Genomic DNA, 24,805 nt, shown 5'->3' with positions numbered 1-24,805 from the left:
CACCAACCTCAGCGCGCAAGCGCAAGCAGCCCTTCGACGTCGAGATGGGCGTCGACATGATCGGCTAGCGCGTCGAGTGCGCTCTCCACTCTGGCGCGGTACTGCTGGTCCGTAGCCGGAATGTCCAGTCGTGCGAGAAATGAGCCGCGGAAACCATCGGAAGCAAACAGGCCGTGCAGATAGCTGCCGTACACGCGTCCGTCGCTGGAAACTGCGCCTTCCAGTGCGCCATCAGATGAGGCAAATGGCCGTGCTCGATCCGGCCCGTCGGTGTGCCCGATGTGAATCTCATAGGCCTCGATCGGCCGGTTCGTCGCGGCGTGAACCGCCGTGACGCGCGTAAGAGTCTTTTGTGGCGTCATCACCGTCGTTACGTCCAGGAGTCCGAGGCCGGGCGTTTCTCCCGCCGGTCCCTCGATACCTTCCGGATCCTGCACACTGCGCCCGAGCATCTGGTAACCGCCGCAGAGTCCGAGCACATGGCCGCCGCGACGATGGTGAGCAAGTAGATCAATGTCCCAGCCCTGGGCGCGCAGGAAGGCGAGGTCGCCACGTGTCGACTTCGAGCCGGGAACGATGACGAGCTTTGCATCGCCAGGGATCGCCTCTCCAGGCCCGACCATCACAAGATCGACGCAGGGTTCGAGCTTCAGCGGATCGAGGTCGTCAAAGTTCGCGATCCGCGAAAGCGCGAGAAAGGCGATTTTGCATTGCGCCGCCTTGCGCGCACCGGCAAGCCCCAGGGCATCTTCGGCCGGAAGCTCGTTGGCGCGGGCGAAGTAGGGCAGGACCCCAAAACCCCGCCAGGATGTGCGGGTTTCGATCAGCCGATAGCCATCGTCAAACAGGGAGGGATCACCGCGAAATTTGTTGATGACAAAACCGCGGATCATGGCGGCATCCTCGGGATCGAGCACGGTCTTGATGCCGACGAGCTGCGCAATGACGCCGCCGCGGTCAATGTCGCCGATCAGCACGACCGGGACCTCGGCCCTCCGGGCAAAGCCCATGTTGGCGATATCAGCGCTCCGCAAATTGACTTCGGCGGGGCTGCCGGCGCCCTCGACCAGAACTAGATCGGCGCGATCCTTCAGCCGGGCGAAACTCTCGAGAACCGGCGCCATCAACGAGGGTTTCATCGCGGCATATTCGCGTGCGCGCACCGTCGCCACGAGGCGCCCCTGCACGATGATCTGGGCGCCGATATCGGTTTCCGGCTTCAGCAAGACGGGATTCATGTCCGTGTGCGGCTCGACGCCTGCGGCTTGCGCCTGCAATGCCTGTGCGCGTCCGATCTCGCCGCCGTCGATAGTCACGGCCGCGTTGTTTGACATGTTCTGCGGCTTGAAGGGAAGTACCCGATGTCCGCGGCGGGTCGCGGCGCGAGCAAGGGCGGCCACGATGAGCGACTTGCCGACGTCGGAGCCGGCTCCCTGGATCATCAATGCGCGCGCCATGGAATCGGATTCTCGCTTGCTTCGTCAGAACTCGATGCCGGGCTGCGCCTTGATTCCGGATCGGAAGGGATGCTTCACGAGCGTCATCTCCGTGACGAGGTCGGCGGCGTCGATCAATTCCTGCTTGGCATTGCGCCCGGTGAGGACGACGTGCGTCATCGGCGGCTTTGAATTCTTGAGAAATTCAACGATTTCTCCGATCTCCAGATAGTCGTAGCGAAGCGCAATGTTGATCTCGTCGAGAACGACCATGCGCAAGGCGTGATCGGCGATCAGCTGTTTGGCCTTCTCCCATGCGGCGCGGGCGGCAGCGACGTCGCGGGAGCGGTCCTGGGTTTCCCAGGTAAAGCCTTCACCCATCGCATGGAACTGGCACAGTTCACCAAAATGTCCGGTCAGGAGACGGCGCTCGCCGGTATCCCACGCACCCTTGATGAATTGCACGACAGCGCAGGGAAAGCCATGCGCGACGCACCGCATGATCATGCCGAAGGCCGAGGAAGATTTTCCCTTGCCTGCGCCGGTGTGGACGATGATGAGTCCCTTCTCTCCACTCTTGGTGGCCATCATCCGGTCGCGGGCGGCCTTCTTCTTCGCCATTTTGGCAGCATGGCGGGTATCGAGCGAGGCCTCGGCGACGACAGCTTCCTCCTCAGCGGCATCCGGTTCGGAAATCATCTGCACGTTCCTTTGGCTTGACAAGTTGCACGCTTGAGCAAATGGTGAGGCAGCGTTGGTTCCTGTCCTACGACAGGCGAAGAGGGAATGCGATAGGGCTCTTGCCTCGAAGCTTGAGCCTGAAAAGCAGCCGCCCCCGCGACCGTGACCGGAGAGATCTCCAAGAACCACTGGCCCGTTTGGGTTGGGAAGGTGGAGATCAAAGGGAAACCTGCTCCGCAAGCCGGGAGACCTGCCAGCGCACAGATTGACCACCGGCGGACGGGGTGTTCCGCGACGGGGAGCGAACCCTCGCGTCTCTGGGTTCGTGTGCCTCATCGCCTCCGTCAAAAATTTTTTGAAGAAGGGGCGATGACCGTTACGTTGCATGTCTGCATCACCTGCCGTGCCGGCCAAACGCTGATGGAAGGCGAAACCGCGCCAGGCGCGCGTCTGCACAGCGCCATCCTCGCGGCTGGCGTGCCGGAAGGCGTCAACGTCGTTCCGGTCGAGTGTCTATCCGCCTGCAGCCAAGGCTGCTCGATTGCGCTCTCCGGTCCCCGGCGCTGGTCCTATGTGTACGGCCGCTTGTCAGACGCAAGCGCGCCGGACGTTGTTGCTGGCGCCGCGGCCTATGCGGCGGCGCCCGACGGCATCGTGCCATGGCGCAGCCGGCCGGAGATCTTCCGCAAGCAGTCGCTTGCGCGCATTCCACCCATCGCCGTCGTGGCGGAGGCCGCAGAATGAAAACGCTTGCCAAGATCCCGGTGACCGTTGTCACCGGCTTTCTCGGATCGGGCAAGACGACGCTGATCCAGCACCTGATCACCAACGCGAACGGCAGGAAGCTTGCGGTGCTCGTCAACGAGTTCGGCAGCGAAGGCGTGGATGGAGAGATCCTGAAATCCTGCGCGGACGCCAACTGTCCTGCAGAGAACATCGTAGAGCTCGCCAATGGCTGCATCTGCTGCACAGTCGCCGACGATTTCATTCCCGCCATCGAGCAGTTGCTCTCTCGACGCGTGAAGCCCGACCATATCCTGATCGAGACATCGGGATTGGCATTGCCGAAGCCACTGCTCAAGGCATTCGACTGGCCCGAAATCCGCTCGCGGATCACGGTCGACGGCGTGATCGCGCTAGCGGACGCGGAGGCCGTGGCGGCCGGCCGCTTCGCACCCGATCCTGTCGCGGTCGAAGCCCAGCGTGCGGCCGATGAAAACCTCGACCATGAAACGCCGCTTTCGGAAGTATTCGAGGATCAGATCGCTTGCGCGGACATCGTGCTGCTCACCAAGGCGGACCTTGTCGGCGCGGAAGGACTTGAAGCGGCCAAGGCGGCAATCGCGGCCGAGATGCCGCGTCGCGTGCTGCTGATGCTGCCGGTCGTCGACGGCGCGGTCGATGCCCGTGTGATCCTTGGTCTCGAAGCAGCGGCAGAAGACGATCTCGCCGCGCGCCCCTCGCACCACGACGGCGAGGAAGAGCACGAACACAACGATTTTGCCTCCGTTGTAGTCGAGTTCCCGGAAGTCGCGAATATCGATGCGCTGGTCGCATCGATCCAGCGGCTTGCGCGCGAACAGAACGTGCTGCGCGCCAAGGGATATATTGCGGTCGCGGGCAAGCCGATGCGATTGCTGCTGCAATCGGTCGGGGAGCGAGTACGACATCAGTTCGATATGCCCTGGGGCACGCGGCCAAGGCGGTCTAAGCTGGTTATGATCGGTGAACACGACGATATCGACGAGGCTGCCATTAGGGCGGGACTTGGTGTCTGATGCACGTCGTCTTTCGCGAGAGCCGCGGTCTTGAGGAGACCGCGATCCCTAAGGATCTCGGCCAGGGTCCGGCCGACCTTGTGGTGCTCTCGTTTTCGGACAGCGATCTCGCCACGTTCGCTTCCGGCTGGCGGCGGGGCCGCGCCAGTCTGCCGTCGCTCAGGCTCGCGAACCTGGCAGAGCTGCGTCATCCGCTCTCGGTCGACACCTATATCGAGCGTACGCTGTCGCAGGCGCGGGGCGTGCTGGTGCGCCTGATCGGCGGCGAATCCTACTGGCCATACGGACTGGCCGCCTTGCATCAATTGGCCAAACAGCGCGACATCGCGCTTGCGGTGCTTCCGGCTGATGGTCGTGACGATCCGCGCCTGGATGCACTCTCGACATTGCCCGGCTCGACGCTCGGACGGCTGAAGGCGCTGTGCGACAAGGGCGGAACAATAGCGGCGCAGGCTGCAATCGCCCAACTCGCACTGGCGTCGGGTCTCTATGCGGGGCCGGTCGTCGGTGAAATCGAAATTCCCGAGATCGGATTCTACGATCCGGGTCGCGGTGCAATCGCGGCGCTGCCAAATCCGGATCAGCGGCCGCGCGCGTTGGTGATCTTCTATCGTTCCTATCTCACCGCGGCAGATACTGCCCCGGTCGACGCGCTGATCACAGCATTGCGGCAAAAAGGTTTTGATGCCTATGGTGTATTCATCACTTCTCTGAAGGCTGCTGGTGTGGCGGATTGGATGAGGGGGCATTTCGAGCAATGCGCTCCGGCGGCGATCGTCAATGCGACCGCCTTCTCTGCGGTCGCCGATGACGGCACGACGCCTTTCGATGCCGCATCCTGTCCGATATTCCAGGTCGCATTGTCGACAGCCCGGCGCGATGATTGGGCGGAATCGCTTCGCGGGCTCTCGCCAGGTGATCTGGCAATGCACGTGGTGTTGCCTGAGGTTGACGGCCGGCTGTTTGCGGGTGTCGTCAGCTTCAAGTCGCCGGGGGAGAGCGATCCCGATCTGCAATTCGCGCACCTGGCGCACAGGCCTGACGACGAACGCGTATGCGCTGTCGTCGAGCGGGTGGCCGCCTGGCACAGGCTTGTCAACCGCCCGGCAGGCGAGAAGCGGCTGGCGATGGTGCTCTCGAACTATCCGGGCCGTCCGCACCAGCTCGCGCATGCGGTCGGGCTCGACGCGCTCGCTTCGGTCGAAACGCTGCTGTCCGATCTCCACGCTGCCGGTTTCGACGTGAAAGCGGCAGAAGCGCTCGGTGAAACTCTCCTACGGGAAGCATTGACCTGGAGCGTTGCCGATTATCGCACGGAGCTGGCCAGGCTGCCGCGCCGGCTGCAGGACGATCTCGCGAGTGCCTGGGGCGCGCCGGAAGATGATCCAGCCTGTCGCGGCGGCGAATTTCGTTTCGCCGCGATCCGGCGCCGGAAGATGACTATCGCCGTCCAGCCGGAACGCGGCGATATCGGCAATCGCGATGCCGAGTATCACGATCTCTCGCGCACGCCGCGCCACGCCTACGTTGCATTTTATCTCTGGCTGAGGCGCGAGGGCATTGATGCCATCATCCATATGGGGGCTCACGGAACGTTGGAATGGCTGCCCGGCAAGTCCGTCGCGCTGTCGGCTGCCTGCTGGCCGGAAGCGCTGATTGGCGACGTGCCGGTGATCTATCCCTTCATCGTCAACGACCCCGGCGAAGCGGCACAGGCCAAGCGCCGTATCGGCGCGGTCACGATCGGCCATTTGCCGCCGCCGCTGGCGCGGGCCGCTTTGCCCGAAGGCCTGCGCCGGCTCGAGCAACTGCTCGATGAATATTCGACCGCCGATGGTCTCGATCCCGCGCGTCGGCAGCGACTGATCGCAGCAATCCGCGATGAAGCGCGTGCCGCGGGCATGGAAGATGATCTCGGCCTTGGCGCGTCGGCTGCGCCGGCCGAGGCTATTCCTCGGATCGATCGCTTCGTCTGCGATCTGAAGGCAAGCCAGTTCGGCGAGGGCCTGCATGTGTTCGGCCGCGGGGCTTGCGGCGAGGCGGAGAAGGACGCGCTGCTCGGCGCGCTCTCCGGCAGGCGCGTTCCGCCGGGGCCTGCCGGCTCGCCCTATCGCGGGCGCCGCGATGTGCTGCCCACCGGACGCAATCTGTTCGCCGTCGATCCCCGCGCGGTGCCGACGCCGTCGGCGCATGCGCAAGGGATCAAGCTTGCCGAGGAATTGCTGCGGCGTCACCTGCAGGATCACGGCGACTGGCCGAAGGGGCTCGTGGTTGATCTCTGGGGATCATCGACCATGCGAACCGCAGGTGAGGATTTCGCGATGGCCCTGCATCTTGCAGGTATCGCGCCGCGGTGGGACCATGCTTCGGGGCGGGTGACGGGTTACGACATCATCATGCCGGCGGCGCTCGGCCGCCCGCGTATCGACGTGACGCTTCGCGTGTCAGGGCTGTTTCGCGACGTCTTTTCAGGTCTTGCACAATTGTTTGAGGCGGCAACCGAAGCCCTCTCCGAACGGGACGAGGAGGGCGAGGACAATCCTTACCGTCATTGCGCGGCGCGCGTGTTCGGACCGCGGCCCGGGCAGTATGGCGTCGGTATGGCATCGATGCCGGATGTCCTCACGGAGGAGTCGCGCGAGGCGGCCGGTGAAGCCTGGCTTTCGGCTTCGTCCTGGGCGATCGCGTCCGACGGCACGATGCGGCCTGACCGCGCGGGTATCGAGGCGAGGCTCGTCGCCGCCGATGCCTTCGTCCATGCGCAGGACCTGCCGGAAACGGACCTGCTGTTGGCCGCAGATTATGCCGTGCATGAGGCGGGCGTTGCGGCCGCGGCGGCACGGCTGGGCACGGCCGCCCCATCGCTCTATCACCTTGACGCCACGCGTCCGGATCAGCCGCATGCACGCTCGTTGACCGAGGAAATATCGCGCGTCGTGCGTGCGCGCGCCGCCAATCCGGCATGGATCGCCGGCATGATGCGCCACGGCTTTCGGGGTGCCGCCGAAATAGCCGCAACACTCGAGCACATGGCCGCTTTCGCCCATCTTGCGGACGCCGTGCCGGTGCATCTCTTCGATCTCTATTACGACGCGACGCTCGGCCATGACGACGTTCGTGTGTTCATGGAGCGCGAGAATCCGGCGGCGCTCTCGGCGATCGAAACTTGCTTCACCCGTTTGCATGAAGCGTCGCTCTGGAGAACGCGACGCAATTCGATCGCGGCCGCGCTGCGGGAGGCCTCATGAGCACCGTTGCGATCAAGGGCTGGTGCCCCGGCGCCTTGCGGCCGATGCGGTCAGGCGATGGGCTCGTGGTTCGAATCCGGCCGCATGGTGGCCGGGTCGATGCGAAAGAGGCGGCAGGGATTGCGGCGCTGGCCGCGCGCTACGGCAACGGCCTGATCGATCTGACCAGCCGGGCCAACTTCCAAATCAGGGGTGTCAGTGATGAAGTCCATCGGCCGCTGATCGAGGAACTCTCGCGGCTGCACCTGATCGACAATGATCCGGAGTCGGAAGCGCGGCGCAACATCCTGGTTACCCCGTTCTGGAGCGCAAGTGATGATACCTGTTCGCTCGCCGCAGAGCTTGAACGGGGGCTTGCGATGGGACCGCCCGACCTGCCGACCAAATTCGGCTTCGCCGTCGATTGCGGGGCAAAGCGCGCGCTGGCCAGTGCCTCCGCCGATATCCGCATCGAGCGCGGCATCGCGGGAGAATTGATCGTGCGTGCTGACGGCGCGGAGCATGGCCGTCCGGTCTCGCGCAGAGAAGCCGTCAAGGTCGCGCTCACGCTTGCCGAATGGTTCGTCAACTCAGGCGGAGCCAGGGGCGGACGAGGGCGGATGGCCGCGCATATCGGGGCTGGCGCAAAACTGCCCGCCACGCTTCGTGGCCACGTCGAACCGGCTCGCATGATCGCGGTGCCGCGTCCGGAACTTCATCCTCAAGGCGCGATGGTCGGCGCGGCTTTCGGGCAGGTAACGCATGCCGCGCTCAGCTATCTCGCCGGATGCGCGCGAGGGTTGCGGATGACGCCGTGGCGGATGATATTGGTGGAGAGGTTGCACGAGATGCCCCGCTGCGAGGGCCTCATCACGCAGGCCGTTGATCCGATCCTGCGCGTCGTCGCCTGCAGCGGTGCACCCGCCTGCCGTGAAGCGCATGCCGATACACGAGCACTTGCGGCGGCGCTTGCACCGCATGTTGCCGCGGACAGCAGGCTTCATGTCTCCGGCTGTGCCAAGGGCTGTGCCCATTCGGGGCCTGCCGCGCTCACCCTGGTTGCCACCCACGAGGGATTTGACCTCGTTCGCGGCGGCTCGGCGCGGGATACGCCCGCCGTGCGTGGACTGAGCGCCGCCCGCATGATCGCCGATCCTTCCGTTCTAACGGTAGCACGCTGATGCCGCACATCTATGAGACCGATGGTGCGGCGATCTACCGTCAATCCTTCGCCACCATCCGTGCCGAGGCGGACCTTGAGCGCTTTTCGGCCGAAGAGGAGCCGGTGATCGTCCGCATGATCCATGCGGCCGGTATGGTGGGCCTCGAATCCTACATCCGCTTTACGCCCGGCATGGCGCGCATCGCGCGGGCCGCGCTGCAGAACGGCTCACCTATCCTCTGCGATGCGCGCATGGTGTCGGAGGGAATCACGCGCGCGCGCCTGCCGGCCGGTAACGCCATCATCTGCACGCTCGGCGATCCCGCTGTTCCCTCGCTCGCGCAATCCATGCGCAATACGCGCTCAGCCGCGGCGCTTGAACTGTGGCGGCCGCATCTGGATGGCGCGATCGTCGCCATCGGCAATGCTCCGACCGCGTTGTTTCACCTGCTCAACATGCTGGAGGATCGCAACTGCCCAAAGCCGGCGGCGATCATTGGCTGTCCGGTCGGCTTTGTCGGCGCGGCTGAAGCCAAGGCGGCATTGATGATGGATCCGCCCGCGCCGGCGCTGACGGTCGAGGGACGCCTTGGCGGCTCGGCGATTACGGTCGCCGCCGTGAATGCGCTGGCAAGCCGGAGCGAATAGCCATGGGGCGTATCATCTGCTGCGGCCTCGGGCCGGGCAATCCGGACTTGATGAGTGTGCGCGCAGATCGCGAGGTCCGTGCGGCCAAGCATGTTGCCTATTTCCGAAAGAAGGGACGCCCTGGCCAGGCCCGGCGTATCGTCGAGGGTATGCTGGCGAAGGATGTCTACGAATATCCAATGGAATATCCGGTCACCACGGAGATCGCCTTCGATAGTCCGGAATATGTTCGCCTCCTTGCCGGCTTTTATGACGAGTGGGCGGAGCGTCTTGCGCGGCTCGCCCGCGCAGTGGATATCGTCGTGCTCTGCGAGGGCGATCCCTATTTCTATGGTTCCTTCATGCACCTGCACGCGCGTCTGCAGGGTCGAGTTGAGATCGAGGTGATCGCAGGCATTCCCGGCATGGCCGGCTGCTGGAATTCGGTCGGCCTGCCGATCGCCCTTGGCGACGATGTGATGACGGTGCTGATGGGCACGCTGCCGGAAAACGAGCTCGAACGGCGCGTGCGCAATTCCGACGCGCTCGTCATCATGAAGACCGGGCGCAACCTGAAGAAGGTGCGCCGCGCGCTGGCGGCCGCCGGCCGCCTTGGTGAGGCATGGCTGATCGAACGCGGCACCATGCCGGGCGAGCGCGTCGCGCGGCTGAACGAAGTGGACGAGACCGAGTGTCCTTATTTCGCGATCGTGCTCGTGCATGGGCAGGGGCGACGGATGGAGGCAGCGGAATGACCGGCACATTGACCATCGCGGGACTTGGGCCGGGCGACGAGGCGCTGGTCACGCCGGAAGTCTCCGCTGCGCTCGCTATGGCGACCGACATACTCGGCTATGTGCCCTATGTTGCGCGCGTAACCCCTCGCGAGGGGCTTACGCTGCATCCGTCGGACAATCGCATGGAGCTGCAGCGCGCAGGCGATGCCTTGCGGCTGGCATCGGAAGGACGCCACGTCGTCATGGTTTCCTCCGGCGATCCCGGCGTGTTCGCGATGGCTTCCGCCGTGTTCGAAGCACTCGAGGCCTCGCCGCAATGGCAAGGGCTTCCAATCCGCGTTCTGCCCGGCGTGACCGCAATGCTGGCAGCGGCCGCGTGCGCCGGTGCGCCGCTCGGCCACGACTTTTGCGCGATCAATCTCTCCGACAATCTGAAGCCGTGGCCGATGATCGAGAAACGCCTGCGGCTCGCTGCTGAAGCCGACTTTGCCATCGCAATGTACAATCCACGTTCGGCGAGCCGACCCGAGGGTTTTGGGCGCGCGCTCGCGGTTCTGAAAGAGGCAGGTTGCGGCGAACGCCTCGTGATCTTCGCGCACGCTGTCAGCACGCCAGAGGAGCGAATTGAAACGGTGATGCTGCGCGAGGCGCGGCCGGAGATGGCCGACATGCGAACCCTTGTTATCGTCGGCAATTCGGCAACGCGCCGCGTCGGCCGCTGGGTCTATGCACCGAGGCATGCCCGATGACCGAGCCATTGCATGACCTCCGCCACGCTTTCGACCCGCGGCCTGTCAGGCGATTCGGGCCGCTTGAGCATCACGACGGAAAGGCCGAGCTCGCGCGCAGCGTCGATTTTGGCATGCGCGCCCGTTCCCCCGGAATTGCGGGCAACGATCCATTCGATACCGCGCGCGCACATCATCTCCAATTCGCCGGCGAGCGTGAATGGTCCACGCGATACGATGACATCGGCATCCGGAAACGGCAGCGGCCCATCGGGAGGATCGACAAATCTCAAAGTGTAGGCGTGCTGCGGCTTGGTGCCGAAGGCTGCGATGTGCTGCCGGCCGATCGCAAGAAACACCCGCGCGCGATTCTGTGGCAACGCCGCCACAGCGGAGGTGATACCAGCGACCTCGACCCAATGGTCGCCGGCCGCTTTTGCCCAGGCGGCGCGCTCGAGCGCGATAAGCGGTGTTCCGGTTGCCTCGCACGCCGCAACCGCGTTGCGGCTCATCTCGGCCGCAAAGGGATGAGTCGCGTCGACGACATGCGAGATTCCTTTTCGACAAATGTATTCGGCAAGGCCGCTCGCGCCGCCGAAGCCGCCGATGCGGGTCGGCAGCGGCTGGTGCGCAGGGGCGCGGGTGCGGCCCCCGTAGGAATAGATCGCGTCGAGCCCCGCGCATGCCGCAGCGTTCGCGAGCAGATTGGCATCGCTCGTCCCGCCCAGAATGAGGGCGCGTATCATGGGTAATCCCTGGCTGACCATTATCGGCATTGGCGAAGATGGCCTTGCCGGCCTCTCCGAAGCAAGCCGAAAGGCGCTTGGGGACGCCGAGATGGTCTTTGGCGGCCAACGGCATCTCGCGCTGGCAGGCGTTACCGACCACGGCCGTCCCTGGCCGGTACCGTTCGATACGGACTGCGTGCTGGCTTGTCGCGGCCGTCCGACGGCGGTGCTCGCCTCGGGCGATCCGTTCTGGTACGGCGTCGGAACCAGTCTCGCGGAGAAACTGCCTGCTGGCGAATGGATCGCCCATTCCGCACCGTCAACATTCTCGCTGGCGGCGGCGCGGCTCGGCTGGCGCCTTGAGACCGTAACCTGCCTTGGGTTTCATGCAGCGCCATTTGAATGCCTGGTGCCGCATCTGGCACGCGAAGCGCGCATCATATGTCTCGTGCGCGACGGCAAGGCGGCCGGCGATCTGGCTGAATGGTTGACGGCGCGCGGCTGGGGCGAATCACGGTTGTGGACTCTCACTGCGCTGGGCGGCCCGCGCGAATCCGTGACGCCACATCGCGCCGACAGCTATACGGCCGATCCGGGTGCGGGCCTGGTGGCCATCGCCTTGGAGGCCAGCGGATCGGACGGCCTGTCGCGCAGCTCTGGCCTCCCCGACACGCTGTTCGTGCATGAAGGCCAGATCACCAAGCGGCCGATGCGCGCGCTCGCACTGTCCGCGCTCGGGCCGAAGCCGGGCGAGAGGCTGTGGGACATCGGCGCCGGCTCAGGCTCGATCTCGGTGGAATGGGCCTTGTGTGGTGGGACGGCGATTGCAGTAGAAGCGCGGGCCGATCGCGCAGCGAATATCCGCAGCAATACGGCGGCCTTCGGTCTGACACATCGGATCAGGGTCGTCGAGGGGACCGCGCCTGATATCCTCTCAGGCCTTGAGAGGCCGCAAGCCGCCTTCATGGGTGGAGGGCTCGACGCCGCGATGTTCGATGCGGTCTGGTCGCTCATTGGGCCGGGAACGCGGATAGTTGCGCATGCCGTGACGCTTGAGACGGAGGCGCTGCTCTCGGACTTGCACCAACGCCACGGCGGCGAGTTGATGCGGGTCGAGATTGCGTATGCGGGTGGCCTCGGCCGCTATCGTTCCTGGGAAGCGGCGCGGCCGGTCGTGCAATGGAGTGTCGTGAGGTGAAGATCGCAGGTTTGGGATTCAAGCGTGACGTCACACTTGCTGCGCTGCGCGAAGCGCTCGCCGCCGCGGGAGGTCCTGACGGTATTGCGGCGGTCGCAACTGTCAGCAACAAGGCCGAAACGGCCGCGCTCAAATTGCTGGCACGTGAACTCAACGTGCCGATCAGACCTGTTCCAGTCGATGTGCTGGCCGGCATTGCCACGTCCACACAGTCCGAATTCATCAAGGTGAAGTTTGGCACGGGTTCCCTGGCCGAAGCCGCGGCGCTGGCTGTGGCAGGCCGTGGAGCGCGCCTGATTTCGATGCGGACGGTTTCGCAGGATCGGACTGCGACCGCAGCGATCGCGGAAGGAGACGGTGAATGACGGTGCACTTCATCGGCGCCGGGCCGGGCGCAGCCGACCTACTCACCTTGCGCGGACGCGATCTTATCGCCGCCTGTCCCGTCTGCCTCTATGCCGGTTCGCTTGTGCCCGAGGGCGTTCTTGCGTACTGCCCAGAGGGAGCGCGGATCGTGAATACCGCTCCGCTGTCACTCGACGACATCATGTCGGAGATCGTCACCGCGCATCGTGAGGGCAAGAACATCGCAAGGCTGCATTCCGGAGATCTCTCGATCTGGTCGGCGATGGGCGAGCAATTGCGCCGCCTTCGCGCGCTGCAAATTCCCTATTCAATCACGCCGGGCGTGCCGGCCTTTTCCGCCGCCGCAGCGGCTCTCGAGGCTGAGCTCACGCTGCCGGGTCTTGCGCAGTCCGTCGTGCTGACGCGAACGCCGGGCAGGGCAAGCGCGATGCCCGAAGGCGAAAGGCTCGCTGCCTTCGCCGCGACCGGTGCGGTGCTCGCCATCCATCTCTCGATCCATCTGCTTCCCAAGGTGATTGATGAGCTCACGCCGCATTACGGACCGGACTGCCCGGTAGCGATCGTCTGGCGCGCGAGCTGGCCGGACCAGCGCATTATTCGCGCAACGCTGGGTACCCTCAATGCGGCGGTTGGCACCGAGCTCGAGCGCACCGCGCTCATCCTGGTTGGCCGGACGTTAGGTACGGAGGAGTTTAGCGAGAGTCGTCTCTATGCCGCCGACTATGACCGCCGCTATCGGCCCCTCGGGCCGACGCCGCGCTTTCCGCAGGCATCGTGATGGCGGCGAGCCTCGTCATCTCCGCGCCGGCATCCGGTGTTGGCAAGACGACGCTGACGCTGGCGCTGGCGCGCGCCTATCGCGATCGCGGGCAGAAGGTCCAGTGCTTCAAGAGCGGACCGGACTACATCGATCCCGCCTTTCATGCGGCCGCCACGGGGCGCGCCTCGGTCAATATCGACAGCTGGGCCATGCGTCGCGAGGCGATCGAAGCGCTCGCCTCGCGCGCGGCGGATGCGGACATCGTTCTGGCTGAAGGTTCGATGGGCCTGTTCGATGGCGTTGCCGCGCGGGGCGTCTCGGGCATCGGTGCCACCGCCGATATTGCCGAGATGATGGGCTGGCCGGTCCTGCTCATGATCGATCCTTCCGGACAGGCGCAAACCGCCGCGGCTGTGGTTGCGGGACTGCGCGGTTTCCGTGCCGGTGTGCGTCTTGCGGGCGTCGTTCTCAACCGTGTCGCCAGCGCCCGGCACGAAGACCTTGTGCGTCGCGCCCTGGCGGCCACAGGCATTGCTGTGTTCGGCGCATTACCGCGCCACGCCGCGATCGCCTTGCCGAAGCGGCACCTTGGCCTGGTGCAGGCCGAGGAGCAGGCAGAGGTAGGCGGCCTGATCGCCGAAGCCGCGCGCTTCGTCACCGAGCATGTCGATCTCGACGCAGTGCTACAATCGGCATGCGCCTGGTCACCGCAGCTCGCCGCGCGCAGTGAAAACGTCAAGCCACCCGGCCAGCGCATCGCGCTGGCGCGCGACGCCGCATTTTCGTTCGTCTATCCACACATGCTCGAGGCCTGGCGCGCCGCCGGTGCCGAGATCTCAACCTTCTCGCCGCTCGGCGACGAAGGTCCCGACGTCGGGGCCGACGTTTGCTGGCTGCCGGGCGGCTATCCGGAATTGCATGCCGGCCGGCTGGCGGCCAACACGCGATTTCGCCGCGCGCTAAAGTCCTTTGCCGAGACGCGGCCGGTGCATGGCGAGTGCGGCGGCTATATGGTGCTGGGCACCGCCTTGACCGACGCCAACGACGCACGCCACGAGATGGCGGGATTGCTCGGACTGGAGACCAGTTTTGCCCAGCGCCGCATGCATCTGGGCTACCGGCTCGCGGAGCTCACTGAGCCGATGCCCGGGCATGGGCGGGGCGCACGGCTTCGCGGCCACGAATTTCACTACTCCACGATTGTCTCGCAGCCCGATACACCCTTGGCCGTCGTGCGCGACGCGACCGGCGCGGTCGTTGCGGAAACCGGCTCGCGGCGCGGTTTCGTCACCGGTACGTTCTTCCACCTTATTGCGGAGGATACGTGAGCAGCCTTGTTTCCTTTGTCTCGGCCGGTCCCGGCGATCCTGAGCTCCTAACGCTCAAGGCGGCCGCGTGTCTGCGCGCCGCCGACGTCGTGTTGTATGACGACCTTGCCTCGGGCGCGATCCTCGATCACGCCCGCCCCGGGGCCAATCTGGTGGCGGTTGGCAAGCGGGCGGGCCGGCCTTCGGCCAAACAGGAGCATGTCAACCGGCTGCTGATCGACTACGCCGCCGCGGGTGCCCGCGTGGTCCGCTTGAAATCGGGAGACGCCGGCATCTTCGGGCGACTTGAAGAGGAGATCGAGGCGCTGCGCGCGGCGGGCATCGGCTACGAGATCATTCCCGGTGTCACCTCGGCCTGCGTTGCGGCAGCGCACGCCGGCATTCCGCTTACCCGACGGCACACCTCGCGCCGCGTCCAGTTCGTGACCGGAGCTGATGTCGCCGGACAGTTGCCTGCAAATCTCAATTGGGCGGCGCTCGCCGATCCGGAATCGACGACCGTGGTCTATATGGGCAAGCGCACATTCCCGGCCCTCGCGGCGAAGCTGATTGAGCACGGCATGGCCCCCGACACAGCGGCGCTGTTTGCCGAGTCTCTCGGCCATGCCGAACAACGGCTTGTCCGCACGACGATGGCGAAGCTCGCCGAGCAGCTCGCGCAAGCCGGCCCTGCAACGACGGCGGCCGTCATTCTTTTCGGCGCGCTGGCGGGAGAGTATCCGTGATGCCGTCGTCCGCCCTCGCGAGCCACTTGACGCCGCCTCATCGGAAGGGGCACACAGAACAGGCATGGTGCTCGAAGCGGCGCAAAGCGCCGGAGCATAATCGGGAATGGGGTAGGGCGGACCCAATTGCGGCGCCTGAAGCCCCGGCCGCCCCCGCGACTGTAAGCGGTGAGGGACTCCAATCCGCCACTGGGCCGTCAAGCCCGGGAAGGCTGGAGGTCCGTTTCGAACCGCGAGCCAGGAGACCGGCCCTGCAGTTTTTGACGCCAACGCCGTCGGGTGTGACGGCAGGAGGGATGTAAATCATGCATATCGAACCGGAAATCGTTACAGGCGCCAAGCTCGTGCTGAGTTACGCGACCGGGGCAGCCGCCGCCGGCTGCGCCCTCAAGCTCGCGGCCGAAACAGTGCGCGAGCAGGGGATCGTTTCATTGGCGGTGCGCACCGTCGCAACAACGGTCCTGGTCTTCTCGTTTTTCGAGTTGCTGCCGCATTTCCGGGTCGGGGTCTCGGAGGTGCATTTCATTCTCGGCTCGACGCTGTTTCTCCTGTTCGGCGCAGCGCCAGCCGCGTTCGGGCTGGCTCTTGGTCTTCTGCTGCAGGGGCTGTTCTTCGTACCGACCGACCTGCCGCAATATGGTATGAACGTGACCACGCTGCTGGTGCCTTTGTTTGCGATCCAGGCGCTGGCCGGGTGGAGCATTCCTCGCAACACCGCTTATGTTGACCTGCAGTATCGCCAGGCGCTTGCGCTTTCGACCGCCTATCAATCCGGCATCGTGGCGTGGGTCGCCTTTTGGGCGCTGTATGGCACGGGCTTTGCGGCCGAGAACCTCGCCTCCATCGCGTCTTTCGCCGCTTCCTATGCGCTTGTCGTAGTAGTTGAGCCGCTGGCCGATCTGGCCGTGCTGGGACTGGCAAAATCGCTGCGAGGTGTGACGGCCGATGGTCTTGTTACCTATCGCCTTCACAAAGCCGCCTGAAGATGGCGTAAGGGCGGTCGCAAGTCGCGGCCGCCCCACTCATAACGTGATGCTGACACTCTCCCTGATAGGCATTGGCTGCGGCGATCCCGAGCAGCTCACGCTTGCTGCGATCCGCGCGATCAATGCGGCTGACCTGGTGCTGATTCCGCGCAAAGGTGCCGCGAAGTCCGATCTCGCCGACCTGCGCCGGCTGATTTGTGCGCAAGCCTTGACGAGCAGCCGGACGCGCGTTGCTGAGTTCGACCTGCCCGTTCGCGATACTGCGCAGGAGCACTACCGCAAGGGAGTGGAGGAATGGCACGACGCCGTCGCCGTGACCTGGTCCCGGGCAATTGCGGCGCATCTCGGTCATGACGGGCGCGTTGCCCTGCTGATCTGGGGCGATCCTTCGCTATACGACTCGAGCCTGCGGATCGCACGAAGGCTTGATCCGGCGCCAACGATCGAGGTCGTGCCAGGCGTCACGTCGATCCAGGCGCTTTGCGCCGTGCATTCACTGCCGCTGAACGACATCGGGGAGCTCTTTCTCGTCACCACCGGACGGCGGCTGCGCGAGGTCGGTTGGCCGTCCGGCACCGACACCGTGGCCGTCATGCTCGATGGCGGTGCCGCGTTCCAGTCGCTCGACCCGAACGGACTACATATCTGGTGGGGCGCGTATCTCGGGATGCCCGAGCAGATCACCATGTCAGGTGCGCTTGCAGAAGTGGGGCCAGGCATCGTCGCCGCACGACAGGAAGCACGCGCCAGGCACGGCTGGATCATGGATAGCTACATACTCAAGCGCGTGTCGTAGCACGCGTGCGAAGGCCGCTGGCATCTTGAACAATTACCAAGGGCAGGACGACATGCTACCCGAGTGGGTCTACCAGGAGTGCCCGGGCGTTTCGACCGCCCATCGCAATGCTGCCCTGGCCCGTCAGGCCGAGCTCACCAAGCCGACCGGTGCGCTGGGTCGCCTCGAGCACCTCGCGATCGAGCTCGCCGGTCTGCAACAAACCGAACGGCCTCGAGCCGAGGCCGTGCCTATCATCGTCTTTGCAGGGGATCACGGCATCGTCGCGCAGGGAGTATCGGCCTATCCTCAGGAAGTTACGAGCGCGATGATGTCGAATTTCGCGTCAGGCGGTGCAGCAATTTCGGTTCTCGCGCGCGAACTGGGCTTAAGTCTGGAGATCGTCGATGCCGGGACGCTCGCCGAACAGCCTATCCCGGGAGTCGCGACAGACAAGCCGCGCCGGGGCAGCCGGGATTTCAGCAAGGAAGCGGCGCTCGAGTCGGGGGAGGTCGCCTTCGCTTTCGACTGCGGCAAGCGCGCCGTAGCGCGCGCGGCCTCAGCAGAGCCAGATCTTCTGATCCTTGGTGACATGGGGATCGGCAACACCACGACTTCTGCGGCAGTCGCCGCCGCCCTGCTTGGCATGGGCGCCGAGCAGGTGGCCGGCAATGGCACCGGGATCGATGCAGACAGCCGTGCGCGCAAGGCGCACCTGATTGATGCAGCGCTGGCTCGTCATGCCCTTACAAGACCAGGAACTTGTGCCGAGCGGATCCTGTGCGCGGTAGGCGGTCTCGAAACTGCTGCGATTACGGGCGCGATCATCGCCGCCGCACAGCGTCGCCTCCCGATCCTGATCGACGGTTTCATCGTGTCCGTCGCGGCATTGACGGCGGTGCATCTTAATCCGTCGTGTCGGCCCTTTCTCTTATCCTCGCATCAATCGGCCGAGCAGGGGCACCGCCTGGTTCTTGAGGCCCTGAATGTGCAGCCGTTGTTCAATCTGGACCTCAGGTTAGGGGAGGGATCGGGCGCCGCGCTCGCATTGCCGATCCTGCGGCTTGCATGCGCTCTGCACAATGGCATGGCGACCTTCGCGCAAGCCAGCGTTCCGAATCGCTCATAACGCGACATTCTGATTGACCGACACAATCCGCCAATCGTTCCGTAGCCGATCAATTCGGGTGATCGACAGCGGATCGATAACAAAGCGCAACGCTACTTGCGGTGCGATGTCGAGGGCTACGCAGAGCGCGGCGCGAATAGTGCCGGAATGCACGACGAGCGTTGCTGGACCAGCAGCTATTTTACGTAGTCCATCCCGAACCCTCGCAATTTGATCTTCGAAGCTCTCGCCGCCGGGTGGGCTTGAACGAGCGGGATCCTTCCAGAACTCGGCGTACCTTTCTTCTCCGAAAGCGGCGAGATCGTCGTGACGTCGGCCGGTCCAATCCCCGAAGTCCTGCTCCCGAAACTCAGGCACCGGGATTGGATCAAGCTCGAATGCGCGCGCGGTATCGAGAGTTCGTTGAGACGGACTCGCATAGCTTGCGGCGTCCCGCGGCAAGCGCCTTCGCACGGCTTCCAAATGCGCCCGATCGCTGAGATCGGCCGGAGCGCCCGAAGGGGAGATCGTTCCTTCGATAGAATCGACGACCGCATGCCGGACCAACCAAAGAAAGGCTTCCCCTTCCATCCCATATCTCCGAGATGCTTATCAATGCGAGAAACATCTTGAATATTCGCCCGCGGACGCTTTACCGCGACCAAGGATTAATATCACAGCCGGAGCAAAATGCCTATCTCAACACCTCCCGCCGCCGCCGCCGTGCAAGGAAGGCGCGTTGTAGCCTCGCGTCACGCTAGTTTCTCATGACAGCGCTCGTGCCCTCTCTCGTTAATGCGACGGCGATGGGCGCCCGCGCTGAAGTAGCAACTCGTTGCGAGCGTGGCGGTCGTCCACTCGACCATGCCGACGCCGCTGGTGCCCCGATCCCTACACCATGTTCAGGAGAACGCGGAAGCTACGCTGTCCGCGGAGGAGGTCAGCTCATGATCGCATCCTGGGAGTAGTTCTAAGCTTCGGATTCTTGGTTGCCATCGGCCCCTGTTCTGGAATCGACATCGCCCGGCTCGCGAATGCGTCGGCATCGAGCTAACTGAGCTCCCGAATGTCTCGAACGATCGCCGGGGGATCCTGCGCGTCGTCGCGGGCGCGCCAAGCTGTCCGGCGCAGTGACCTGCTTTGCAGGCTTACGGCTCAATCGGCGGCGACCTATTGCGATACCACTGGCTGACATGATCAGGCCAACAGCGAGAATAACTATAAGCTGGTGCGATGTGTAGCAGCGTCGCTCCTCCCACGCTGACTTCCCGCTCGGCCGCCGAAAGGGGCAACTGAGCTCGTCGAGAGACGACCATCGTCATTCGATGCTCCGTGGTGTCGTGTTCGGCGTGTCCGGTTGAATACGCGTATGTCCAGAAACCGACGCCGAGGCGCAAGTATTCCGTCGCCGCGGCGCGAAGCACATGGTTTTCACTCTTAAAGCAACGCTCGTACAACGTGCTTGGTGGCACGTCGATTGCTGGGACACGGTAAAAGATCCGCACGACCATGCCGCTCTCCCAGCCATTGGCGCAGGAGGTGCGACATCTGACTGTTCTCGACAATCTGTAGTCATCCCGCGCGTCTCGCCGGACGCATCGCGACGTGCGATCTGATCTGGGTCGAGTGGTGGGAGGCGAATGAGATAGCTGATCGAAATGCGCTGCTTCAGTAACGAGCCAAAGAAGAAATTGATGTGACGCGGCCGCAGCTGTCATCGCGGCTTGGCCTGCTTCTTGCTACCCGATCGTCGGCAAGTCGTCGATAACAGATCTCGGGAAGAATTTATGGGCGGGGCAGCGGAAACGTTTTACGGCGTCATCAGACGTCAGGGTATCACGCGTCGCAGTTTCCACAAATTCTGCAGTTTGACGGCAACGAGCCTCGGGCTCGGTCCGCTCGCGGCAAGCCAGATTGCCAACGCGCTGGAGACAAAGCCGCGTGTGCCCGTGATCTGGATGCACGGGCTCGAATGCACCTGCTGTTCGGAAAGCTTTATCCGCTCGGCCCATCCGCTGGTCAAAGACGTGGTGCTGTCGATGATCTCGCTGGATTATGACGCCCTGATCATGGCGGCGGCAGGACACCAGGCCGAAGCCATCCTCGAGGAGATCCGCGCCAAGTACAAGGGCGAGTATGTGCTTGCCGTTGAAGGCAATCCGCCGCTGAACGAAGGCGGCATGTTCTGCATTGATGGCGGCAAGCCGTTCGTCGAAAAGCTCAGGGCGATGGCGGAAGATTCCATGGCGATCATCGCTTGGGGGACTTGTGCGTCCTGGGGTTGCGTGCAGGCGGCCAAGCCCAACCCGACTGGGGCGACGCCGATCGATAAAGTGATCACGAACAAACCGATCATCAAGGTGCCCGGCTGCCCGCCCATCGCAGAGGTCATGACCGCCTTGGTGACCTTCATCACGACGTTCGGAAAGCTTCCCGAGCTCGACCGCCAAGGACGTCCAAAGATGTTCTATTCCCAGCGCATCCACGACAAGTGCTACAGGCGTCCCCATTTCGACGCCGGCCAGTTTGTCGAGGGGTGGGACGACGAGTCCGCGCGCAAGGGCTATTGCCTCTACAAAATGGGCTGCAAGGGGCCGACCACCTACAACGCCTGCTCGACCGTTCGGTGGAACGGCGGCGTTTCCTTCCCGATCCAATCCGGCCACGGCTGTTTCGGCTGCTCCGAAGACGGCTTCTGGGACAAGGGCTCATTTTACGATCGACTGACGACCATCAGGCAATTCGGCATCGAGGCCAACGCCGATCAGATCGGCATGGCCGCTGCCGGCGCGGTCGGCCTAGCCGTTGCCGCGCACGCGGCGGTCACGGCCGCGAAGCGGCTGACCCGTAAACCGGGCCGCGTAGCTCAGGAAAAATAATCGAATTCAGAAGGACAACGATGGGCGCCCAGACACCCAATGGGTTCAAACTCGACCATTCCGGCAAACGCATCGTCATCGATCCGCTGACCCGGGTCGAAGGCCACCTCCGCGTGGAGGTCAATCTCGATTCCGACAATGTGATCCGCAACGCGGTCTCATCCGGAACTATGTGGCGCGGCATCGAGACGATCCTGCGTGGACGCGATCCTCGCGATGCCTGGGCGTTCACCGAGCGGATTTGCGGCGTCTGCACCGGCACACATGCGCTCACCTCGGTGCGCGCGGTGGAGAACGCGCTGGGCATCACCATTCCAGAGAATGCTAATTCGATCCGCAATATCATGCAGCTCTGCCTGCAGGTGCATGATCATCTTGTGCACTTCTATCACCTGCACGCGTTGGATTGGGTCGACGTGATTTCCGCCCTCAAGGCCGATCCCAAGGCGACCTCTGCGTTGGCGCAATCGGTCTCGTCCTGGCCTCTATCATCGCCAGGCTATTTCAAGCATCTGCAGATCAGGCTCACCAAGTTCGTTGAATCAGGACAGCTCGGCCCTTTTAAGAATGCCTATTGGGGGCATCCGGCCTATAAGCTTCCGCCGGAAGCGAACCTGATGGCCTTGGCGCATTATCTGGAAGCGCTCGACTTCCAGAAGGACGTCGTCAAGATCCACGCCATCTATGGCGGCAAGAACCCGCATCCGAATTGGCTGGTCGGTGGCGTGGCCTGTGCCATCAATGTCGATGGTACCGGTGCAGTGGGCGCCATCAATATGGAGCGGCTGAACCTGGTATCCTCGATCATTTGCCGTTCGATCGAATTCGTCGAGCAGGTTTATCTGCCCGACGTTGCCGTGATTGGCTCCTTCTACAAAGACTGGCTCTATGGCGGCGGTCTCTCGGCTAAGAGCATAATGTCCTATGGCGACATTCCCGAGAACGCCAATGATTATTCCGCGAAAAACCTCAAGCAGCCGCGCGGCGTGATCCTCAATGGCAATTTCAGCGAAGTCCTGCCAATCGATCACGGCGATCCCGAGCAGATCCAGGAGTTCGTCGCTCATTCCTGGTACAAATATCCTGATGAAACCAGGGGGCTGCATCCCTGGGATGGTATCACCGAGCCGAATTTCCAGCTCGGGCCCAACGTCAAGGGCACCAGGACCGACATCAAGGAGCTCGACGAAGGCGGCAAATATTCCTGGATCAAGGCGCCGCGCTGGCGCGGCAACTCCGTCGAGGTGGGACCGCTGGCGCGATACATCATAGGTTACGTGCAAGGCAAAGCGGAGTTCAAGGAACCGACCGAGAAGCTGCTGAAGACGCTCGATCTGCCCTTCGCTGCGCTCTTCTCGACGCTCGGCCGCACTGCGGCGCGTGCGCTCGAATGCCAATGGGCCGCGCACCAGATGCGCTATTTCCAGGACAAGCTTATGGCGCATATCAAAACGGGTGACACCGCTACCGCCAACGTCGATAAATGGAAGCCGGAGAGCTGGCCGAAGGAAGCCAAGGGCTACGGTTTCACTGAGGCGCCGCGTGGTGCGCTGGGGCACTGGATCAAGATCAAGGAGACCAAGATCGACAACTACCAGTGCGTCGTGCCGACGACATGGAACGGCTCGCCGCGTGATCCAAACGGCAATATCGGTGCATTTGAGGCCTCGTTGATGGATACGCCGATCGCTGATCCGGAGAAGCCGCTGGAAATCCTGCGCACGATCCATTCCTTTGATCCATGCCTGGCCTGCTCGACCCATGTGATGGGGCCGGATGGCCAGGAAATGGCAACGGTCAAGGTCCGCTAGGGGAGGCGGCATTGCTGGACAAATCTCCGCAAGCGCTAACCGCCGCTGTCGCGGCCGACGCGGTACGCTCCGGCCTCAGCGCCGAGCGTGGCGTCGTCTACGTCTACGAGGCGCCGGTGCGGCTGTGGCATTGGATCAACGCTGCGGCAATCCTGGTGTTGGGCCTTACCGGTTATTTCATCGGCAGTGCGATACCGACCATGCCGGGAGAGACAAGCGACAATTTCCTGTTCGGCTATATCCGCTTTGCGCATTTTTCCGCAGGGTATGTGCTCACGCTCGGCTTCCTCTTCCGCATTTACTGGGCGTTCATGGGCAACCCCCATGCTAAGCAGATTTTCTATGTGCCGCTCTGGCGCAAGAGCTATTGGCGCGAGGTGTGGCACGAGATTCGCTGGTACGCTTTCGTTGCGGCCGAGCCGAAGAAATATGTCGCGCACAATCCGCTGGCCCAGCTCGCTATGTTCTTCATGTTTACGCTGGCGATCGCGTTCATGATCGTCAGCGGCTTTGCGCTGTACGCGCAGGGCACCGGCAACGACAGCTGGCAGTACAAGCTGTTCGGCTGGGTGTTTTCGATTTGGCCGAACAGCCAGGACGTCCACACCTGGCATCATCTCGGCCTGTGGATGATCGTGACGTTTGCGCTCATCCACATCTATACGGCGGTTCGGGAAGACATCGTGTCGCGCCAGAGCATCGTCTCCTCGATCATTTCTGGCGAGCGCGAATTCCGCGATTGATTGACGATGCAGATGCCAACTCCGGAGAATACGAAACGGATCCTGGTGCTCGGCATCGGCAATATCCTGTGGGCCGATGAGGGGTTCGGCGTGCGGGTGGTGGAGCAGTTCCACCGCCGCTACGACGTCCCTGACAATGTCACCATGCTCGATGGCGGCACGCAGGGGCTCTACCTCGTCAATTTTCTCGAGGAGGCCGATTGCCTGATCGCGTTCGATGCCATCGATTATGGACTCGCGCCCGGGCACTTGAAGCTCGTGCGAGACGAGGAGGTGCCGAAATTCACCGGCGCCAAGAAGGTGAGCCTGCATCAGACCGGTTTCCAGGAGGTCTTAAGTGCGGCCGACCTGCTTGGCCGCTGCCCGCGAGAGCTCGCTCTAATCGGCTGTCAGCCACTTGATCTGGAGGATTGGGGCGGGCCGCTGACCGCTCCGGTGCGCACTCAGATTGCGCCTGCGATCGAACTGGCTTGCGAACTGCTGGCGCAGTGGGGTTCTCCGGCAAAACTGCGGACCGCGCCGCTACCGGAGTCGGAGCGTCTGCTCGCGAACGACATCGACCATGCAAAGTATGAGAGGAGGGCGCGGCCGATCTAGCGGCTCGCCGATTACCATGTGCCTTGGCTTGCCAATGACGATTATTGAGACCGACGGCATGTCGGCGCTTTGCGAATATGCCAATGAACAGCGGCGCGTCTCAGTCATGCTGCTCTCCGAGCCGCCGGTCGGTGCCAAGGTGCTTGTCCATATCGATACCGCGGTGCGGCTCTTGGATGACGACGAAGCGCGGCTTATCGCGGACGCGCTTGAGGGCCGTGATGCGGCCCTCAATGACGACAATTGTGATCGTTTCTTTGCGGACTTGATCGGTCAAGAGCCGCAACTGCCCGAGCACCTGCGCTAGCCTGGTGCCGCCTCCCGGACACTGCCTGCCCATCTTTGCCAATCAGAAGCCAAACTTGCAGCCGAAACGAGCTTCACGTGGAATATGTCGAGCAGGTGCTGATCCGAGCGGGAACGCA

24 protein-coding genes and 2 riboswitches are annotated in these 24,805 nt (G+C 63.6%); of the genes, 20 read left to right on the top strand and 4 right to left on the bottom strand.

Annotated elements, in window-relative coordinates; all coding sequences use genetic code 11:
• Positions 1-8 precede the first annotated feature (8 nt).
• Both CP49_RS32110 and cobO read right to left on the bottom strand, forming a co-directional pair.
• Positions 9-1,457 (bottom strand): cobyric acid synthase, encoded by a 1,449-nt coding sequence (locus CP49_RS32110; RefSeq protein ID WP_057854137.1) that lies wholly within the window; start codon positions 1,455-1,457, stop codon positions 9-11.
• Positions 1,458-1,481: 24 nt separating this feature from the next.
• Complete coding sequence (cobO, locus tag CP49_RS32105) at positions 1,482-2,135, bottom strand: cob(I)yrinic acid a,c-diamide adenosyltransferase (protein ID WP_057854136.1); 654 nt, start codon at positions 2,133-2,135, stop codon at positions 1,482-1,484.
• 39 nt (positions 2,136-2,174) lie between these two features.
• Positions 2,175-2,389: riboswitch (cobalamin riboswitch) on the top strand.
• A 97-nt stretch (positions 2,390-2,486) separates the two neighbouring features.
• On the opposite strand from cobO, the gene CP49_RS32100 reads away from it, so the two are divergent.
• The 7 genes from CP49_RS32100 to cobJ are packed head-to-tail and all read left to right on the top strand — an operon-like array spanning position 2,487 to position 10,397.
• Positions 2,487-2,861 (top strand): DUF1636 family protein, encoded by a 375-nt coding sequence (locus tag CP49_RS32100; protein ID WP_057854135.1) that lies wholly within the window; start codon positions 2,487-2,489, stop codon positions 2,859-2,861.
• Positions 2,858-3,895 carry a cobalamin biosynthesis protein CobW gene (cobW, locus tag CP49_RS32095; RefSeq protein ID WP_057854134.1) on the top strand — a complete coding sequence of 346 codons (1,038 nt, stop codon included), beginning with the start codon at positions 2,858-2,860 and terminating at the stop codon, positions 3,893-3,895. The genes CP49_RS32100 and cobW overlap by 4 nt, the downstream gene beginning before the upstream one ends.
• Entirely contained in the window at positions 3,895-7,143 is a 3,249-nt protein-coding gene (gene cobN / locus CP49_RS32090) for a cobaltochelatase subunit CobN (RefSeq protein ID WP_057854133.1), read from the top strand. Before cobW ends, cobN begins: the two co-directional genes overlap by 1 nt.
• Positions 7,140-8,303, top strand: a complete 1,164-nt coding sequence (gene cobG / locus CP49_RS32085; protein WP_057854132.1) for a precorrin-3B synthase — start codon at positions 7,140-7,142, stop codon at positions 8,301-8,303. Before cobN ends, cobG begins: the two co-directional genes overlap by 4 nt.
• Positions 8,303-8,932, top strand: coding sequence for a precorrin-8X methylmutase (locus CP49_RS32080; RefSeq protein WP_057854131.1), 630 nt, complete (start codon positions 8,303-8,305; stop codon positions 8,930-8,932). Before cobG ends, CP49_RS32080 begins: the two co-directional genes overlap by 1 nt.
• A 2-nt stretch (positions 8,933-8,934) precedes the next feature.
• Positions 8,935-9,666 carry a precorrin-2 C(20)-methyltransferase gene (locus CP49_RS32075; RefSeq protein ID WP_057854130.1) on the top strand — a complete coding sequence of 244 codons (732 nt, stop codon included), beginning with the start codon at positions 8,935-8,937 and terminating at the stop codon, positions 9,664-9,666.
• The gene (cobJ, locus tag CP49_RS32070; protein ID WP_057854129.1) at positions 9,663-10,397 is read left to right on the top strand and encodes a precorrin-3B C(17)-methyltransferase; all 735 of its coding nucleotides are present in this window, start codon (positions 9,663-9,665) and stop codon (positions 10,395-10,397) included. Before CP49_RS32075 ends, cobJ begins: the two co-directional genes overlap by 4 nt.
• On the opposite strand, the gene CP49_RS32065 is transcribed toward cobJ, so the two are convergent.
• Entirely contained in the window at positions 10,373-11,122 is a 750-nt protein-coding gene (locus CP49_RS32065; RefSeq protein WP_057854128.1) for a cobalt-precorrin-6A reductase, read from the bottom strand. The genes cobJ and CP49_RS32065 overlap by 25 nt on opposite strands.
• Between CP49_RS32065 and CP49_RS32060 the strand changes: the two genes are divergently transcribed.
• The 8 genes from CP49_RS32060 (at position 11,121) to cobT (ending at position 18,371) form a co-directional block, all read left to right on the top strand.
• The gene (locus tag CP49_RS32060) at positions 11,121-12,302 is read left to right on the top strand and encodes a bifunctional cobalt-precorrin-7 (C(5))-methyltransferase/cobalt-precorrin-6B (C(15))-methyltransferase (RefSeq protein WP_057854127.1); all 1,182 of its coding nucleotides are present in this window, start codon (positions 11,121-11,123) and stop codon (positions 12,300-12,302) included. The genes CP49_RS32065 and CP49_RS32060 overlap by 2 nt on opposite strands.
• Positions 12,299-12,667, top strand: coding sequence for a cobalamin biosynthesis protein (locus CP49_RS32055; protein WP_057854126.1), 369 nt, complete (start codon positions 12,299-12,301; stop codon positions 12,665-12,667). Before CP49_RS32060 ends, CP49_RS32055 begins: the two co-directional genes overlap by 4 nt.
• Positions 12,664-13,446, top strand: coding sequence for a precorrin-4 C(11)-methyltransferase (gene cobM / locus CP49_RS32050; RefSeq protein WP_057854125.1), 783 nt, complete (start codon positions 12,664-12,666; stop codon positions 13,444-13,446). The genes CP49_RS32055 and cobM overlap by 4 nt, the downstream gene beginning before the upstream one ends.
• The gene (locus tag CP49_RS32045) at positions 13,446-14,756 is read left to right on the top strand and encodes a cobyrinic acid a,c-diamide synthase CobB (protein WP_057854124.1); all 1,311 of its coding nucleotides are present in this window, start codon (positions 13,446-13,448) and stop codon (positions 14,754-14,756) included. Before cobM ends, CP49_RS32045 begins: the two co-directional genes overlap by 1 nt.
• Positions 14,753-15,481 carry a uroporphyrinogen-III C-methyltransferase gene (cobA, locus tag CP49_RS32040; RefSeq protein ID WP_057854123.1) on the top strand — a complete coding sequence of 243 codons (729 nt, stop codon included), beginning with the start codon at positions 14,753-14,755 and terminating at the stop codon, positions 15,479-15,481. The genes CP49_RS32045 and cobA overlap by 4 nt, the downstream gene beginning before the upstream one ends.
• A 48-nt stretch (positions 15,482-15,529) precedes the next feature.
• A riboswitch (cobalamin riboswitch) is annotated at positions 15,530-15,749 on the top strand.
• 37 nt (positions 15,750-15,786) lie between these two features.
• Positions 15,787-16,464, top strand: coding sequence for an energy-coupling factor ABC transporter permease (locus CP49_RS32035; protein WP_057854122.1), 678 nt, complete (start codon positions 15,787-15,789; stop codon positions 16,462-16,464).
• Positions 16,465-16,513: 49 nt separating this feature from the next.
• Positions 16,514-17,263 carry a precorrin-6A synthase (deacetylating) gene (gene cobF, locus CP49_RS32030; protein ID WP_057854121.1) on the top strand — a complete coding sequence of 250 codons (750 nt, stop codon included), beginning with the start codon at positions 16,514-16,516 and terminating at the stop codon, positions 17,261-17,263.
• A 52-nt stretch (positions 17,264-17,315) separates the two neighbouring features.
• Positions 17,316-18,371, top strand: coding sequence for a nicotinate-nucleotide--dimethylbenzimidazole phosphoribosyltransferase (cobT, locus tag CP49_RS32025; RefSeq protein ID WP_057854151.1), 1,056 nt, complete (start codon positions 17,316-17,318; stop codon positions 18,369-18,371).
• Here cobT and CP49_RS32020 read toward each other — a convergent pair.
• The gene (locus CP49_RS32020; RefSeq protein WP_057854120.1) at positions 18,366-18,941 is read right to left on the bottom strand and encodes a histidine phosphatase family protein; all 576 of its coding nucleotides are present in this window, start codon (positions 18,939-18,941) and stop codon (positions 18,366-18,368) included. The genes cobT and CP49_RS32020 overlap by 6 nt on opposite strands.
• A 1,196-nt stretch (positions 18,942-20,137) precedes the next feature.
• On the opposite strand from CP49_RS32020, the gene CP49_RS32015 reads away from it, so the two are divergent.
• The 5 genes from CP49_RS32015 to CP49_RS31995 are packed head-to-tail and all read left to right on the top strand — an operon-like array spanning position 20,138 to position 24,687.
• Positions 20,138-21,229, top strand: a complete 1,092-nt coding sequence (locus tag CP49_RS32015; RefSeq protein WP_057854119.1) for a hydrogenase small subunit — start codon at positions 20,138-20,140, stop codon at positions 21,227-21,229.
• A gap of 20 nt (positions 21,230-21,249) precedes the next feature.
• Positions 21,250-23,040, top strand: coding sequence for a nickel-dependent hydrogenase large subunit (locus CP49_RS32010; RefSeq protein ID WP_057854118.1), 1,791 nt, complete (start codon positions 21,250-21,252; stop codon positions 23,038-23,040).
• 11 nt (positions 23,041-23,051) lie between these two features.
• Positions 23,052-23,783, top strand: coding sequence for a Ni/Fe-hydrogenase, b-type cytochrome subunit (cybH, locus tag CP49_RS32005; protein WP_057854117.1), 732 nt, complete (start codon positions 23,052-23,054; stop codon positions 23,781-23,783).
• A 12-nt stretch (positions 23,784-23,795) separates the two neighbouring features.
• The gene (locus CP49_RS32000) at positions 23,796-24,380 is read left to right on the top strand and encodes a HyaD/HybD family hydrogenase maturation endopeptidase (RefSeq protein WP_057854150.1); all 585 of its coding nucleotides are present in this window, start codon (positions 23,796-23,798) and stop codon (positions 24,378-24,380) included.
• A gap of 16 nt (positions 24,381-24,396) precedes the next feature.
• A complete protein-coding gene (locus CP49_RS31995; protein ID WP_057854116.1) occupies positions 24,397-24,687 on the top strand; it encodes a HypC/HybG/HupF family hydrogenase formation chaperone in 291 nt (96 codons plus the stop codon).
• Positions 24,688-24,805 lie beyond the last annotated feature (118 nt).

This window comes from Bradyrhizobium valentinum (genome assembly GCF_001440405.1).
GTDB classification, from domain to species: domain Bacteria; phylum Pseudomonadota; class Alphaproteobacteria; order Rhizobiales; family Xanthobacteraceae; genus Bradyrhizobium; species Bradyrhizobium valentinum.
Note: the sequence above shows the minus strand (reverse complement) of the source record. Positions and strands in the feature narration are given on the sequence as shown.

Bases quoted from the DNA above. Each gene is read 5' to 3' on its own strand.
- CP49_RS32110 (WP_057854137.1), bottom strand. From the start codon at position 1,457: ATGGCGCGCGCATTGATGATCCAGGGAGCCGGCTCCGACGTCGGCAAG.
- cobO (WP_057854136.1), bottom strand. From the start codon at position 2,135: ATGATTTCCGAACCGGATGCCGCTGAGGAGGAAGCTGTCGTCGCCGAG.
- CP49_RS32100 (WP_057854135.1), top strand. From the start codon at position 2,487: ATGACCGTTACGTTGCATGTCTGCATCACCTGCCGTGCCGGCCAAACG.
- cobW (WP_057854134.1), top strand. From the start codon at position 2,858: ATGAAAACGCTTGCCAAGATCCCGGTGACCGTTGTCACCGGCTTTCTC.
- cobN (WP_057854133.1), top strand. From the start codon at position 3,895: ATGCACGTCGTCTTTCGCGAGAGCCGCGGTCTTGAGGAGACCGCGATC.
- cobG (WP_057854132.1), top strand. From the start codon at position 7,140: ATGAGCACCGTTGCGATCAAGGGCTGGTGCCCCGGCGCCTTGCGGCCG.
- CP49_RS32080 (WP_057854131.1), top strand. From the start codon at position 8,303: ATGCCGCACATCTATGAGACCGATGGTGCGGCGATCTACCGTCAATCC.
- CP49_RS32075 (WP_057854130.1), top strand. From the start codon at position 8,935: ATGGGGCGTATCATCTGCTGCGGCCTCGGGCCGGGCAATCCGGACTTG.
- cobJ (WP_057854129.1), top strand. From the start codon at position 9,663: ATGACCGGCACATTGACCATCGCGGGACTTGGGCCGGGCGACGAGGCG.
- CP49_RS32060 (WP_057854127.1), top strand. From the start codon at position 11,121: ATGGGTAATCCCTGGCTGACCATTATCGGCATTGGCGAAGATGGCCTT.
- CP49_RS32065 (WP_057854128.1), bottom strand. From the start codon at position 11,122: ATGATACGCGCCCTCATTCTGGGCGGGACGAGCGATGCCAATCTGCTC.
- cobM (WP_057854125.1), top strand. From the start codon at position 12,664: ATGACGGTGCACTTCATCGGCGCCGGGCCGGGCGCAGCCGACCTACTC.
- CP49_RS32045 (WP_057854124.1), top strand. From the start codon at position 13,446: ATGGCGGCGAGCCTCGTCATCTCCGCGCCGGCATCCGGTGTTGGCAAG.
- CP49_RS32035 (WP_057854122.1), top strand. From the start codon at position 15,787: ATGCATATCGAACCGGAAATCGTTACAGGCGCCAAGCTCGTGCTGAGT.
- cobF (WP_057854121.1), top strand. From the start codon at position 16,514: ATGCTGACACTCTCCCTGATAGGCATTGGCTGCGGCGATCCCGAGCAG.
- cobT (WP_057854151.1), top strand. From the start codon at position 17,316: ATGCTACCCGAGTGGGTCTACCAGGAGTGCCCGGGCGTTTCGACCGCC.
- CP49_RS32020 (WP_057854120.1), bottom strand. From the start codon at position 18,941: ATGGAAGGGGAAGCCTTTCTTTGGTTGGTCCGGCATGCGGTCGTCGAT.
- CP49_RS32015 (WP_057854119.1), top strand. From the start codon at position 20,138: ATGGGCGGGGCAGCGGAAACGTTTTACGGCGTCATCAGACGTCAGGGT.
- CP49_RS32010 (WP_057854118.1), top strand. From the start codon at position 21,250: ATGGGCGCCCAGACACCCAATGGGTTCAAACTCGACCATTCCGGCAAA.
- CP49_RS32000 (WP_057854150.1), top strand. From the start codon at position 23,796: ATGCCAACTCCGGAGAATACGAAACGGATCCTGGTGCTCGGCATCGGC.
- CP49_RS31995 (WP_057854116.1), top strand. From the start codon at position 24,397: ATGTGCCTTGGCTTGCCAATGACGATTATTGAGACCGACGGCATGTCG.